12 protein-coding genes and 1 pseudogene are annotated in these 14,356 nt (G+C 51.8%); 5 read left to right on the forward strand and 8 right to left on the reverse strand.

The window, feature by feature from the left end; genetic code table 11:
- The first annotated feature begins 104 nt into the window (after positions 1-104).
- On the forward strand, positions 105-1,028 hold the full coding sequence (locus ACR0DH_RS19450) for a haloalkane dehalogenase (protein ID WP_480551718.1): 924 nt from the start codon (positions 105-107) through the stop codon (positions 1,026-1,028).
- A gap of 199 nt (positions 1,029-1,227) precedes the next feature.
- Here ACR0DH_RS19450 and ACR0DH_RS19455 read toward each other — a convergent pair whose 3' ends face one another.
- The 7 genes from ACR0DH_RS19455 to repA all read right to left on the reverse strand — a co-directional run bounded on the left by ACR0DH_RS19455 (position 1,228) and on the right by repA (position 10,587).
- Entirely contained in the window at positions 1,228-3,591 is a 2,364-nt protein-coding gene (locus ACR0DH_RS19455) for a S8 family serine peptidase (RefSeq protein ID WP_480551719.1), read from the reverse strand.
- Positions 3,592-3,679: 88 nt separating this feature from the next.
- The gene (locus ACR0DH_RS19460) at positions 3,680-4,726 is read right to left on the reverse strand and encodes an AAA family ATPase (RefSeq protein WP_480551721.1); all 1,047 of its coding nucleotides are present in this window, start codon (positions 4,724-4,726) and stop codon (positions 3,680-3,682) included.
- A gap of 311 nt (positions 4,727-5,037) precedes the next feature.
- A complete protein-coding gene (locus tag ACR0DH_RS19465) occupies positions 5,038-5,757 on the reverse strand; it encodes a hypothetical protein (RefSeq protein ID WP_480551723.1) in 720 nt (239 codons plus the stop codon).
- A 180-nt stretch (positions 5,758-5,937) separates the two neighbouring features.
- Complete coding sequence (locus tag ACR0DH_RS19470; protein WP_480551725.1) at positions 5,938-7,047, reverse strand: DUF4172 domain-containing protein; 1,110 nt, start codon at positions 7,045-7,047, stop codon at positions 5,938-5,940.
- A 154-nt stretch (positions 7,048-7,201) separates the two neighbouring features.
- Positions 7,202-8,257 (reverse strand): helix-turn-helix domain-containing protein, encoded by a 1,056-nt coding sequence (locus ACR0DH_RS19475; RefSeq protein WP_480551727.1) that lies wholly within the window; start codon positions 8,255-8,257, stop codon positions 7,202-7,204.
- Positions 8,258-8,434: 177 nt separating this feature from the next.
- Positions 8,435-9,403: a plasmid partitioning protein RepB gene (gene repB / locus ACR0DH_RS19480; protein ID WP_480551729.1), complete on the reverse strand. Its 969-nt coding sequence runs from the start codon at positions 9,401-9,403 to the stop codon at positions 8,435-8,437.
- The gene (gene repA / locus ACR0DH_RS19485; protein WP_480551731.1) at positions 9,403-10,587 is read right to left on the reverse strand and encodes a plasmid partitioning protein RepA; all 1,185 of its coding nucleotides are present in this window, start codon (positions 10,585-10,587) and stop codon (positions 9,403-9,405) included. The genes repB and repA overlap by 1 nt, the downstream gene beginning before the upstream one ends.
- A gap of 837 nt (positions 10,588-11,424) precedes the next feature.
- On the opposite strand from repA, the gene ACR0DH_RS19490 reads away from it, so the two are divergent.
- Both ACR0DH_RS19490 and ACR0DH_RS19495 read left to right on the forward strand, forming a co-directional pair.
- Complete coding sequence (locus ACR0DH_RS19490) at positions 11,425-11,682, forward strand: type II toxin-antitoxin system ParD family antitoxin (RefSeq protein WP_209251624.1); 258 nt, start codon at positions 11,425-11,427, stop codon at positions 11,680-11,682.
- Positions 11,679-12,023: a type II toxin-antitoxin system RelE/ParE family toxin gene (locus tag ACR0DH_RS19495; protein ID WP_480551733.1), complete on the forward strand. Its 345-nt coding sequence runs from the start codon at positions 11,679-11,681 to the stop codon at positions 12,021-12,023. Before ACR0DH_RS19490 ends, ACR0DH_RS19495 begins: the two co-directional genes overlap by 4 nt.
- A gap of 56 nt (positions 12,024-12,079) precedes the next feature.
- Here ACR0DH_RS19495 and ACR0DH_RS19500 read toward each other — a convergent pair whose 3' ends face one another.
- Positions 12,080-13,135 carry a tyrosine-type recombinase/integrase gene (locus tag ACR0DH_RS19500; RefSeq protein WP_480551735.1) on the reverse strand — a complete coding sequence of 352 codons (1,056 nt, stop codon included), beginning with the start codon at positions 13,133-13,135 and terminating at the stop codon, positions 12,080-12,082.
- A 254-nt stretch (positions 13,136-13,389) separates the two neighbouring features.
- Here ACR0DH_RS19500 and ACR0DH_RS19505 point away from each other — a divergent pair, with 254 nt between their 5' ends.
- Together ACR0DH_RS19505 and ACR0DH_RS19510 are read left to right on the forward strand one after the other, a co-directional pair.
- The gene (locus ACR0DH_RS19505) at positions 13,390-14,073 is read left to right on the forward strand and encodes an IS6 family transposase (protein ID WP_480551737.1); all 684 of its coding nucleotides are present in this window, start codon (positions 13,390-13,392) and stop codon (positions 14,071-14,073) included.
- Between the two features lie 165 nt (positions 14,074-14,238).
- Positions 14,239-14,356 (forward strand): annotated as a pseudogene (locus ACR0DH_RS19510) (IS6 family transposase); the annotation flags it as partial.

A 14,356-nucleotide genomic window follows, 5' to 3' on the forward strand; every position in this document is an offset into this window, starting at 1 on the left:
TTGGTCCTGACGGACCAAGGCGCCTCGGCACACGCCAGCTAATTGGAAAGCGCGCGCGCCAAGGCGCCAGTCACACCTCACATGGCCGGGTTTTGCGCCGCCCTGTGGCCGGAAATCGTACTGCCGTTGACAACTATTTGAGAACATCGGATGATCGTTTCGTGAACCTGCCCGGTTATGCATATGCCGCGAATTACGTCGATGACCTGCCGGGTTATGAAGGTCTTCGGGTGCATTATGTGGATGAAGGCGCAGACGATGCATGCCGAACGTTCTTGTGCCTGCCAGGAGAGCCAACTTGGGCCTACCTGTATCGTCGCATGATACCCATTTTTTCGAACTCTGGTGCGCGGGTGGTTGTGCCCGACTGGTTGGGATTTGGCAGGTCTGACAAACCTACCAACGACGCGATCTATACCTTTGATTTTCACCGAAGGATGATGCTTGCCTTCGTAGAGAAACTGGATCTTCAGAACATCACCTTGGTTGTGCAAGACTGGGGCGGCATCCTGGGGCTGACATTGCCTATGGATCAACGCGACCGGTATTCCCGATTGATCGTCATGAATACGGCAATCCCGGTCGGAGACGATCTCGGAAAAGGTTTCAAAAGCTGGAAAGGTTATGTGGCAAGCCGGCCCGACTTGGATTGCAGCGCATTGATGAAACGGGCCTGTCCACATCTAACTGAGTCAGAAGCGCAAGCCTATGAAGCGCCGTTCCCAGACCAACGCTACAAGGCAGGCGTTCGTCGCTTTCCACAAATGGTGATGATTGAGCCAGGGATGGACGGTATCGACACAGCAAAGCGTGCCAGAAAGTTCTGGCAATCTGAATGGGACGGAGAAAGCTTCATGGCAATCGGAGCGAAGGATCCGGTTCTGGGCGTCCCAGTGATGAACCAGCTGCGCCAGATTATCCAAGGCTGTCCGGAACCGATGATTATGGAGGAGGCTGGGCATTTTGTGCAAGAGTGGGGCGAGCCGATAGCGCAGATGGCACTTATGCACTTCGGTGACAGTGGCTGAGCAAAAGTCGACTGACGCTGCCCTGATAGTTTGCTTTGGGTCTACTTCGTACTCCATTCCAGACCTCGGTGCTGTTGCAGCACAGGCCCCTGCCCCGCTGTCAACTGATTACGCAGACGGCCCGGAGCCGACATTAGGCCTACCTTCGCAATGCTGCAGCTGCAGTCCACATAGTGGACATTCACCTAGATTGGTCCGCCTAGAGGCGCTGTCGCAACTCAGGTCTGACCCGTTCTTTAACTTGTTCGTAAATCTCATTTACGGTTGGCATAGATATCGTGACCGCTAAAGCGAAAGTTATTGCCCCTGAAGCTTCTGATCCTGTATCGGGCATTCTTGAAACTTCAAAATCAACAGTTTCATTGTCGCCAACCACGGCGGCATTATCTCCGGACCATCGCCGTGAAGCAATTGTTCCACGGTTCATTTGATTTTGATCTGGTTGGTCAGAACAACCACCTAAAGCCAATGAACCAAGCCATGTTGGCTCAGTTAGTTTAAGGCGCACTGTACGATATCCCTGACGTCCCGCATTAACCGGCGTCATCCATGCCAGAGTTGCAGAAATTGAATGATGCAGAGCCCTCCCGCCAAAAGCGGAGGGAATTGGCACTGAAACTGGCACAACTTGGTCGGGGCCAACTTCGCCAATCGCCCAAAAAGTCGCCCTATCAGATGCGCAGGAGACAGCGTCGTCCAAGTCGTAGGAACCGTAACCAAGGAAGCGTCGAATATTGTCTTTTTGCTTAACATGCTGGCGACCATCAGAAGGCCCAACAGTCTGCTTAATTAGCGCGGCGGTTCGCTTATCCCATGATGCTGGGTGCACTAGTAGTGCCTTCAACAAAGTTGCGCGCTGCAAGCTTGAAATTTCTAAAAATTCCTGCCCGTACTCATCTTCTAAAGCATCATGGATTCTATGCGCGGTTCGTGAAGCAAGCGCGGCCGCAGCGCTTGTCCCATTTGTGTAGCCCATTGCGGCCTCTAAGCCACTTCTTGGCGGTGCAGCAACTTTTAGGCCTGATGCGCGGATTGCGCGTTGAGGAGGTTTAACTTGAAGTGCACCAGAACCAGAACCAACTACATTCAATAATTCGCGTGAGCCGGGATAAAGTAGGTCTGGCTTTACTGACTTTGCAAAGCCAGGGCCCATTGCGCTTGAAGGATTTGCAAGAACCAGCCCTGAATATGGCTCAATGTTGACAGATGCAGACCCTCGTTCTGCCACTGGTACCCAGTCGAAATTCCGAGCCCCAATTGTGATGCCATTGACTGTCTCCCCGGGCGAGAGGAGCCGTCGCTCTGCCTTCAGAGCATCCATTGATTTGAGTATCGCTGAGGACCGCTCAAGCTCATCGGCATCCTCGAGGGCTGTTCTGGTGGCAAACCCCTCCACGGTGAATTCATCAGCAATATTTCCCGCACTTACTAGAAACAAAATACCTAGCCTGTAAGCAAGGCGGTCTAGCAAGCGTGCCCATGGTGAGAGTTGACCATGAAATTGGCGACGCTTATTTCCTAACGATATGTTCACAATCGTAACGAAACGTCCGGACGGTTCTGAACCCTCCCTCAATGCCAAGATGGCCCGATATATCAGATCAACAACCAATTGGTTTGGAGGAAATCGATCGTTTCCACCAAGGACGGGAACCGAGATTACTTTTCGGCGGATTGGTGCCTCGGTACTATTTTGATCGCCATGAACAATCAGTGAGGCCATTGCTGTGCCATGTGAACGACCGTCCACTGGTGAACTCGATTCTAGCTCAAAGACATCATCAACAACTACATGTTTCGCTAGCAAAGGATGTCGCTGTACAGGGACACCGTCGATTAATGCCAAAATGGGTTCACCAAACTCACCTTCAACATTCGCTTCTGTGGCTGCCTCGACGTCGGATATTCCAGCTTCAGTCGCGAGACTTTGAGGGCGAATATGCTGAATAGGTTCAAGACCACCTATACTACCCTGATCCAGCTCAATGATCCCGCGGATGGCCTGAACTGGCAATTCAGCCAAAATTGCATGATAGTGGATGTCATCTATCCGCGCCCGAGAAATAACTCTACCTCCAACTCCAACAATTGACTGTGAAACTGAGGTTTCGGACCAATCACCATTGCGTCGAAAAACGAGTTCGATCTCAATTGAAACTAGATCAGTGTCGGCGCGGCCTTGAATCTCTTCCTTAAGTATATTCCGCTCGGGCTCTGATATCCGATCTTGAGGCCCCCAGGCTCTAATATCTCGAAGAGTGTTGAAAACGTCCCGCCAAGGCGTAAATCCCGTGGCCATGCTTTGACCGTTTACCCAACGGCGCCACAAGCTCAAAATTTGTCTCAATGCGGCGTCGTTAGGAACAAGCAAATAGGCGGCGGGGCTTTTGTCGTCGTCGTCTTCTGGAAAGGCCTCTTCGTCGATCAACTCCAAGCCCGGAACGTTTCGAATAGCATTTGCAAAACTTGATATTGCCCCACGAACTTCGAAAACGAGAAGCCTTTCTGGTGCGAGAGCTGTAGGGTCTGATCGAAGCTCCAAGCCCTTGGAGGAAGCATCCATAAGTGTCGCCAATTGATCGAACTTAGGGCCTATCCGCTGAACTTGCCTACTTTGGTCAAATGCTTCCGGTGGAGGCACAAACTGTGAATTACCGGGTTGCCTTCTTTGCGCGCGCCCTGCCTTTAGCCTCAGGAGCGGCATGTCCAAATTCGTCGGCATCAATTACCTTTGGTTTTACTCTACTATCCCAAAGTTCTAACTCAACCTTAAGGGCAGTGTCGACCGAGATTTCACCCAACCCAAGTATTTGTCTCCGCCGAACATTTTGACAAAAATCGATTATTTCTGAAAAGCTGGAATCTCTAAGCTTCTTAGATAACGTAGCCGAGCTTAATTTGGGGCGTTCCGGCCATTGCCCTAGGATTTGCTCTAGGAAAACTCTAATTTGGCTTGCGCTAGGCGCTGGAAATTCTGAGCGGATTTGAAACCTTCGCCAAACTGCTTTGTCCAATAATTCAGCATGATTGGTCGCCGCAATAGTCAAAACATAACTGGGCAGCTGATCGAGTTGCATCAACAAGAACGAAACAACACGCTTAATTTCACCAGTTTCGTGGTCGTCCCCACGTTCTTTGCCGATAGCGTCAAACTCGTCAAAGAATAGAACACATGGTCGTGTGTGGACATAGTCGAATAATTTCCGCAGCCGTGCATTTGTCTCTCCAAGGTAACTGCCAATCAAAGCATCATAGCGAACTACGAAGAAAGGAAGCCCCAATGCTTCCGCAATGGACTCTGCAAAAGAGGTCTTCCCGTTGCCTGGCGGTCCAGACAATAGTACCCGGTGCCTCGGTTCAAACCCATGTGCGCGCAACACATCGGCGCGCATGTGCTCTTCTATTAGCTGTCGGCCATTCTCACGCACCGGAAGAGAAAGCATCAGCTCATCTAGTTGAACCCTAGCTTCAACCTCTAAAATCGCCTCTTTTTCGTCCCCTGCCGGCTTCCTAGAAGTCAGCAAAGCCGGTGCGGCAACGGGAATGCTGGACAACGTTCGCTCTATGCGGTCGGCAAGAATATTGTGATTTTTTGCCCGTTCCTCGGCAATCAACGCTTCAGTTGCTGAGCGCAGCTTTTTTTGATCGCCTGACACTCCGGCGCTTACAAGAGATATAAGAAGGTCGCTGCGGGCCATGATGACAACTCTGTTTTGGTTTACTCTACACCTCGAGAGACAAAAACGGAAACATTTCATTTGCGCAAGTTGAGTTAGCCGTAGACTTACGGCCTATGAAATGTCAAAATTCTACCAATTAATTTAGGGGCTTATCTAGGGTCAACCTACATCTCCCGCCGCTCAAACCTAGATAATTGCTGTTTGACATGCGTTTCAACCAGCATGCCAAATGCTGATCCAGGCAGCGACTTCGAGCGATTGGCGCCTGCAAGAGCAGGCACATCTACCGTGAGGTGTAGTGCCAGTGTGTCCGTTTGTGGAGAACCATTTCACGAAGGATCTCCGTAGGGCTTACCTGCAAGTGTCGAGGGCAGACAGCCATACAAACCAGAAGCCATGTCGATGTAGTCAATCGAGGGGAAGTGATCCAGATAGACCTCTCCATCGTAAGATAGAACCTCTAAGTCAGATCGCATCTCATCGATGGCTATTTTGGCTCCATTGCTGACTATTGGCATTAAGTTGAAGAACAGATTTGTTGGTTCGATACCTCGAGACTTGAAGTGATCGACAGTCTCGCGGACCTGTAAATAGTCCAAAATTTCAGAAGCCCGTTTCTTCGAAAGTCGGTTGTCCTTGTGCTCCAAAAACTCGACAAGATCCGGTAGATAGTGTGGCAGACTGCTTTGGCTTTCCGGCTGATAAGCCACGATCCAATAGCTTTGAGTACTGCTGATTTGCCCTCTGAAAGCCATGGAAACGAAACCGCGAATCCGTGATCCAAGATTGTGATGTCGCGCGTTTCGAATACCGATTAGGGTTCTAGCGCCCGGATGGTCCATCCAGTCGTATGTATCCCGCGATGCGTCAGCAAGACTGTGATAACAGGAAAGGACTTGATAGACGGCACTATCGAGGTTGCCAACTGCTTCATCGAGGTCGACCTTAGCCAAACTCGAAAAGCCGACGATAGCCTCTGGCAATCGACGAAGCGCACGACAAAACTCATCGTATGCATAGTTGATCGATCTCATATTTTCCTCAGCCACTTTCATACCCTGCGATGTGCTCTTCATCAAACAAAGGACCGATGACGCCATTCGTTCCGTTTGCAAAGTAGAAAATTACTATCATCTGTGATGAACGTCCGCTCTCTTGAGTTCTCAGATGCGATCTCGCACTCGCAGCGAATGCCGGCTTCCCGGCCCTTCGTGCCGTATTTCAGCCCCCTACCCGTCCCGATCCAGCTTTAACCAATATCGCGTGTATCGGAGTTCACCCGTTCGGGTCAGAGCGCCCTTCTCGACCAGATCCTGGAGATCGCGCGTCGCCGTGGCGCGGGACGTTCCCGTGATCGAGATATAGTTCTCGGCGCTCAATCCGCCTTTGAACCCATCCGGTCCAGCCTTGAACATCCGGGCGATTACCTTGCCTTGGCGGGCGCTGAATTGATCACGATGCCGGTCATAGAAATGCGTCTTGGATATGAAGAACCCAACCCGCTCAAGAGTCACTTGCTGTGCAGTAAGAACGGTCTCGGCAAACCAAACGAGCCATGGTGTGACGTCAAGTGTCCTTTGATGGCGTTCAAGTTGGTCGTAGTAAGCCTTCCGCTCTCGCTCGATCGTGAAAGCAAGAGCAATCAGACTTGGCTGGCCAATGTTTTGCGCCAGGGACTTTTCAGCCAGCGCCCTGCCCAACCGGCCATTGCCATCTTCAAAAGGGTGAATGCTCTCGAAGTACAGATGGCTCAATCCGGCCCGGATCAGTGCGCGCAATGGTTCGGGACCATCCGGTGCGGTCCGGTTGAACCAGGTCACGAACTGGTCCATTTCAGAAGGAACCTGACGCGAAGGTGGCGCTTCGAAATGCACCTTTGGGTGGTCGAACCTGCCTGAAACGATTTGCATCGCATCCTCATGGCTCCGGTATGATCCAATCGTTTCCAGATGCCTGTCATGGGAGAGAAGCATGTCATGCCACCGAAACAGGGTGTCGTGTGACAGTGGTTCCGAATAATTGGAATAAACATCCACCATCATTTCAGAAACGCCCTGCTCGCGCGGTTTGGATGGATAGCTGTCGGGAGCCAGTCCAAGATGCCGACGCAAGGAAGATTGCACGCTGAGACGATCCAGCATCTCACCTTCGATCGCGCTGGTCTTCATCGCTTCTTCACTTAGCAAGTCGATACGCAATTGATCTCGATCCGACGCGTTCACATGATGAACCGCTCCAAGAACTTCGCCTGAGGACAACAGGAACTGTTGCTCGTATGGTTCGAGTCTTGTGGCATCGTAACGAAACGTCGGCCAATCAGCGTACTGCCAGTTCCACATCGTGAGGTATAAGCTCCCTTTCTATAGCTCACTATTTATGGATTCGTGATTTATAGAGGTCAATCCTATTGCTCACCTTTTTCAAACTCTTCAATCCGATCATCGATTGGATGTGTAATCTGAAAATGGTAAATCTCATCCTCTTTCCCCAAATTTACGTAGCATTGGAGGTTCGTGACAGCATTGCCTTTGGAGATAGTTCCCCCTTTTCGATCTTGGACAGTAGTGAAATCAGATAAGCCCCTGGAGACTGTATGTTCTCAGCACGCTGAAAGATGTACCCGAGAACGATGAAGCGAATAGCTGGGCCAAACGTTGATTTCATTGCATACCAGGTTTGGCCAAGCCGTAGATACTCGGCGATATCATCCATAAGCCGATCACAGTGGTGCTGATCTTTTGCAAAGCGTAGTTCTGAGCATAGGCGTGGAAAACTTTGCTCCATTTGGTCTGGAGAAACCTGAATCTGAGAAAGTTTTTCTTTCTTAACTTCAGGATTCAAAGAGTCCTCTTTGTGCCCCTCAATTTCATTGTCACTGTCCCTCAAATTTTCTGTATCTGTCTGTGTTATCTCGGAGATTTCCACAGAGATTTCTGCCAGCAGTTCGCTGAGTACTTTCGCATCTGGTTTGCGACGCAGAGCATTGCGTACGGTGGTCATCAAATCAGAGATCGAGGTGTCATTTGCTACGAGGTCCCTGAGGCGTGCCAGAGCGGAGGAAACCTTGTCGCGGAGTATAGTGAACTCCAAAACTCGATCAGCATGTCTCTGAGCCTCCTGGATGAACTCAGGGTGCCGTTCAGACAAGGGCATCAAGGAGAGTCCAGTTGCGGTGACCACCCTGCCCTGTCGATCCCGGCGCGCCCATCGCTTACCGTTTGCGCTCATGACGCGGCGGACAAGGCCAAGCCCAACCAGCGTTGAGATATGACGCTCAACTGTCTGCACGCTGACATGCGTCCGTTTGGCGATCGCCGCGTTGGAAGCGAAGCAGATGTGATGATCATCTTGGTCCGCAGTAATCTGATCACCGCCCACAAAAGAAATCATGGCTCTCAGGACATTGAGAGTTGTGGATTTCAACCCAAGAGGTTCTCTGGCCTCTTCAACGGCGCGAAGAAGTATCCATTTTTTGGGCGTATTACTCCCCTGCCCTGCCGTTCCCGACAAGGCTGCTCCACTTGGAGCCAATACTGCTACTGTTTTCATGACTATCTATCGGCAGACAAAAATTACCCGTTCGCTCAGGAGCGTTTTTTCTTGTGTGGCGATTCGGGTGCTGCTAGATTCCAGGTGTCTAATCTAAGAATTGCGCTTTGCGCAGCAGCCCTCGAAGCTCCGGTTTCGGGGGTTTTGTTTGTTTGCCTTCCTCCTTTCTGCTCGTCCTCAGTCCTTTTTTTCGGTGTTTACAGCTGTAAACTCAGCGTGTGAGCGCTTGATGATTTCAGCCATGTTTTTGTCCAACCAGCTGGCGAAGCCAGCGTTAGCTCCGGTCCTTTTGACCGAAACAGTTAGTGATCCGTTGGTGGATTTGATTGTAACGCCTTCAATTGGGCTTACTTCGGCTGCACCTTCTCTGTGTCGTGCACCACGTTTGGCAGCTGCTTTTAGGAGCATTTCCAGCCGATCATCTGACGACATCGATGGCTCAATGGTTGCAAGCAGGTTGGCCGCTTCATCTTCCGCCAGCTTGCCTGCAACGAAGTGTTCTGCAAGCACGGTCCATTTTGGGCGGCCAGATTTTGGGGCTGCACCGATCATGTCACCAATCTTTGCAGGAACATGTTGCGTAACTTTTGTAAGGTGAGACAGCCCTGATTTCGAAAGGTTCAATACTTGCCGCACCGTTGCAGAGTCATGCCCGGAAGTCAGGATCGCCTCGGCGAAACGTGCTTTCTCGTAGAAGGAAAGATTGCGCCTCGCAGCATTCTCAAGCCCCTTGGCGAGAAGCGCTGAAGCATCGTCGATATCCTGAACATTGGCGCGGACTTTAATACCGAGTTCACGACAAGCTTTGAGCCTCCTCCTCCCATAAATAGCCTCGTATCGGCCGTCGGATTTCGATTTTCTGACAAGAATGGGTACTTGTTGGCCACCGTCTTGGATACTCGACATCAAGCTTTCAAAGCTATCGTCTTCTTCGTCAGTGTTTACAGCTGTAAACTCACCAAGCCTATCGGCTGGGCCCCAATCGTCGATCAGAGCAGGGTCAATTTCCCTGATTGCGGCAAGAGAGCCCTGAAGCGCACCAAGTGCAGGGGCATTGGGTTTTGGGGCTTTATCGATGGCCTTGGGGCTAGAGCGCGCGATGGTGTTTGCGATCCCAGACATCTCCTGAAGCGATTTTCTAGCCATTAGCTGCGTCCCCATGCTTGATGGATCATTTGTTCTACCTCAGAGCCGATCGCATCCATTGAGTTCTTTGCCCGATCATAAGTTGCGCGTGTCATTTCCGACCGCACGACCTCGTAAATTGATTGTTTGAGCATTGTGGCGTCACTGATTGCGGTGCTTTTGAGGGCAGTAGCTGACATAACGCGATCCTGAAACAGTGCTCGCATGAACGAAGCCAGTTGTTGAGACGGTACGTCTGTCGGCTCATCGCGCGTTATCAGGAATTTGAAGTTGTCGTATTCGAGCGTAGCGCCGGCATCTTCAATGACTGCCATGTAAGCACCAGCGAGTTCGAGAAATTGAGCCGTCGAAGACACGTCCAGCATCGAAGGTGTCAGTGGCACAAGCAATGAACTGGCGGCGGCCATCCCGGCTATTGTCAAGAATCCGAGTTGAGGTGGGCTATCAATCAGAACAAGGTCAAAATCGCCTTCTACCTGGGCCAAGGCATTCCGTATTCTCGTAAAGAACGGATGGTCCGGGTTGGAGTGAACGGCAGATTCTGTCTCAAATTCGGAAAGAACAAGCCGTGACGGAGCCACAGAGAGACCGGGGAAGTATGTCGGAAGCACGACGTCTGCCATATCTACCGGATCTTCATATCGAATAGCATCGTAAATCGTCAGCCCGTCAAACTCTATTTCCGGGCTGATGCCGCACATGGATGTAAGTGAGCCTTGAGGATCCAGATCAACAGCCAGTACACGGTAACCGCGAAGCGAAAAATAGTGAGCCAAGTGAATTGTTGTGGTGCTCTTGCTGCTGCCGCCTTTGAAGTTCATCAATTGCCAGACTTGGAGCTTTTCTCCTTCAGTCCGGCGAGGGACATAGCGACCTTTTTTGCGTGAGGTTTTCTCAAGCGTTTCGCGAGCCTCCCAAAGTTCTTTGGCAGTATAGTAACGCCTACCGCTGCGTACGTCATGCGGCTCAGGAATGGTTCCCTCTGCGTGAACTTTGCGCATGAATTGACCTGAGACTCCTAAGAGTTCAGCAGCTTCTGGCGCTGCAAAATTTCGCAGTGATTTGGTGTTGTCGGGGGCAAATGCAGCAAGTAGATGTTCTCGGATAGCCGAGTTTAATCTTTCAGATATTTCCGTGGCGAGTGCCGATGGTCTTTCTGCCACAAGTGGTGTCACGGGAATCATGTAGTTGCCTCAAATTAAAGAATGTGGTCATTTTTGCGCCACTTGAGACAAACAGCCGTGATTCATTGCGCTAAGTCAAGGATTTTCGCCTATATTGTAGGTTTTCCAACACGGAGGACTACATACGCTTTGCATGAGAGCAGGGTGGTTTACAGTTGTAAACCCTGTTGAGCGTGATCAAGGGTTCTTTCAGTCGATGAAGTTTTAACGGAGGCATGCGAAGGCATTCCAATAAAACTCCTCCAAAAGTTCCGCTTTGAGTAGAGCACTTCTAGCATGTAATTGGAGTGAAGGCCGAACGGTTTAAGGCGCACATCGCGCAATTGGAAAGGGCAGGAAGCTAATTGATCTGATTGGTCAAGTTTTCCCGCCAACGAATTCGTTACCGAGTTTTTCGCGATATCGGCGTCGCAATAGTACTTTTGCGCCAGTACGGGAGGACGATGCAGTGAAGAGGGCATGGCGGCCTGGGTCAGATACCCCGAGCGCAGCGCGTGCGGAGAGGCAAAACCCGCGGACACTCCGGCTAGAGTCAGCCGTTGGCCGATCGCCCAAGAAATAGCATGCAGGGAGAGGTGGGGTTTAGAGTATTGTGTTCCTTTATGTTACGACGGAGAAGGGAACTGTCTTCAATCTAGTGAAGCTGTGCTTGCACGGCGCGGCTATTGGCGCAGTCGCTACTGTCGTTGGATTCATAAGGGATCGCAGACACGATCCGTGTGTTCACGCCCCTTTGGCGTCTATAAAACCAGCTTGCTCGAATTAGCGATTATGGGTTCCCAAATCGTTGAATCGACAGTCTTGTTGGCATATATTGCCAAGGAGGAGGCTTATGCCATGGTAACGCGCAATGTGGTTCTTACAGAATCTCAGGATCAACTGGTGCAGAATCTGGTTGCTTCCGGCCGCTATCAGAACGCCAGTGAAGCGTTGCGCGCCGGCCTTCGGCTTCTGGAGCGGGAAGAAGCGGGCCTAGTGTCTCTCAAACAAGGCCTGCAGGAGGGTTTGGCCCAGGCTCAGGCTGGAGATCTGGCAGAAGGTAGCGGTCCGGATGCGATCCGTCGTGCCTTTGCAAGGGCACGAGCCAAGGCGTGATCAGACCCTTTCGACTAACACGCCGCGCTGAAGCCAGCCTGGTGGAGATTGCCCGATGGACCATCGACAAGTTTGGACAGCATCAAGCCGATCTTTATGAACAAGAACTGATAGCGCGCTGTCAGGCCATCACGGAGGGCACTGCGGCCAGCCGTAGCTGTTCCATATTGGTCGAGGACGCGGTTGATCTCAGATATGTAAGGGCAGGGGAGCACTTTCTGGTCTACCTGGACCAGCCGGATAGCGTGATCATAATCGATATCCTGCATTCCCGCTGTGATCTGCCGCGACATGTTTCCGCGCTGGCCACGTTGACAGACGCAGCTGAAAACAAGACGTAGGCGTTGCGGTCAGAGCATCCCTCAGGAAGGGGTTTCTAAAAACAATCAGTAAGTGCTCACCCCAACAGGTCTGCGGCCGGGTTCTCAGCAATATCGACGTCATCATAGTATTTCTGCGCCTGGGCCATGGAGCGGTGCAGCGAGAGGCGCATGGCAGCCTGGATTGGGGCGCCGTCCAGTGCGGCTTGGGTTAGGAACCCAGAACGCAAACCGTGCGGCGAGGCGAAGTCCTCCGGCAACCCTGCCAACCGGAGGCGATGTTTAACGATCTGATAGATAGCATCAGGCGAAAGCCGACGTTTCAGCACACGATCCGCTTTTGAGACTGGTCTGAACAGTGGCCCGCTCTTTATCTGTCCAACCTCTATCCAATGGAACAGCGCCTGGGCTGCGCGGCTCTTCAGAACCAGCCGCGGCGTTTCACCTTTGGTTGTCGTTTTGCTTTCCAGCAGTGAGATCCAGACCAAGCCTTTCTCGTCGAATTCCTTCAGCGAGACGTCTTCAAACATCAACCCGGTGATCTCCGATCGCCGTCTACCACCGGAGGCCCAGCCCAGCATCAAGATGGCACGGTCGCGGCAATCCCGTCGCGATCCGCGGCAGGTGGTCAGCAACTGCTCGAGCACATCACGGGTAATCGGGTGCTGCGATTTGGGGGCAGGGGGACGGGCGGCAGCGCGGCGCGCTTTGGACCGGGCCTGCTTCACCTGCGGCGCGCCGAAAGGGCTGGTCAGGTTCTTCATTCGATGAAAGGCCAGCCAGGAGGCGATGCGCCGGTCCAGCGTCGACGGGGCCGGGCAGGCGAGGGACTTGCGCAGCCCCTGAGCAATCAGCGCTTCTGCGGTTTCGCGCGCCACATCCGTTTCTGATGCGTCATTCAGATCACGGGCGTGATCGAGAATGAAGGCGAGGGCGGTGGCCTCAGATTCCGGCCAGTCCAGCGTCGCTGCGAATCGCGCAGACTTCCAGGCGGTGACATAAAGCAGATCCCGTTCATACGCCCGCAGCGTGTTTTCCGGTGTGCCGCGCACGTAAAGATCAGTGAGCGCCTCCTGATCTGTGTCCGAGAGGGCAGGGGCGGCGGCGGGGAGGTATGGGGCAGGGGGCTTCATGCACCCATTCTGCGCCAAATTTGGTCTAATCTCAATATACTTGATAAGGGATACTTATCACATGTAATAGAGATTTAGTAGCGTGGCCAATGTAAAGAGCAAAAATACCAAATTAAGCGCATAAGCGTGAAATGGGCACGCATACGTTCATATTTCATAGGGATTTGTCGAGGGTTTTGTCGCAAACTTTGTTCCCAGCTGTCAGATCGAACTCAGTTCTGTTAACGCGTGCTCGGACATGACAGGAGCAGGCCGTGACAATCTCATTCAAAGGCGCGCATTTTCCGAAAGACGTTATTTTGCACGCGGTTTTCTTCTACCTCCGCTACGGTGTTTCATACCGGGATCTGGAAGAAATCATGGCGGAACGCGGCGTTGATCTGGATCATGCCACGCTGAACCGATGGGTAGACAAATATGCCGGGCTCGTGGCTGAAGCCGCGCGACATCGAAAGCGCGCTGTGGATCGTTCTTGGCGTATGGATGAGACGTATGTGAAAGTGAAGGGTGAGTGGGTGTATCTCTATCGCGCGATCGACAAGTTCGGCAAAACGCTTGATTTCATGCTGTCCAAGCGCCGAAACAAAGCTGCGGCAACGAAGTTTTTTGCCCGCGCGCTCGAAGTCAACGGGCTGCCGTATAAGATCGTCATCGACAAAAGCGGGGCCAACACCGCCGGCATCAAAGCAATAAACAAGATGCTGAAAGGCTTTGGTTGCCCAATACCGATTGAGATGGTTAGGCGGAAGTACCTCAATAATATCATCGAACAAGACCATCGATTCATCAAACGACGGATTAGGCCAATGCTCGGTTTCAAATCCTTTGCTTCAGCCGCATCTGTTCTGGCAGGTATAGAATTGGTCAACATGATCCGCAAAGGTCAATTCACGCCAGGCCTCCGTCCGTTTCAGCAGTTTATCCAGCTGGCGGGATAATCGCCTCTCCAGTTCCGTCTATGCAGCTGTCAAAGAATTTTGCGACAGATCCCATTTGGAGTGTTCTGGGGCAGGGGCTATGGATCTGTTGCAAACTTTTGGCTGTTGACGAGGTCAGATGCTTCGGGTGAATGACTTTCGGTAAAATCAGTCGAAAGTCAGTTCATGATTTCCTTCAAAGGCGCGCAATACCCGAAGGATGTGATCCTGTTCGCGGTGTTTTTCTATGTCCGATACGGTGTGTCTTACCGGGATTTGGAAGAAATCATGGCCGAGCGCGGTG

The organism is Ruegeria sp. I1 (assembly GCF_056532675.1).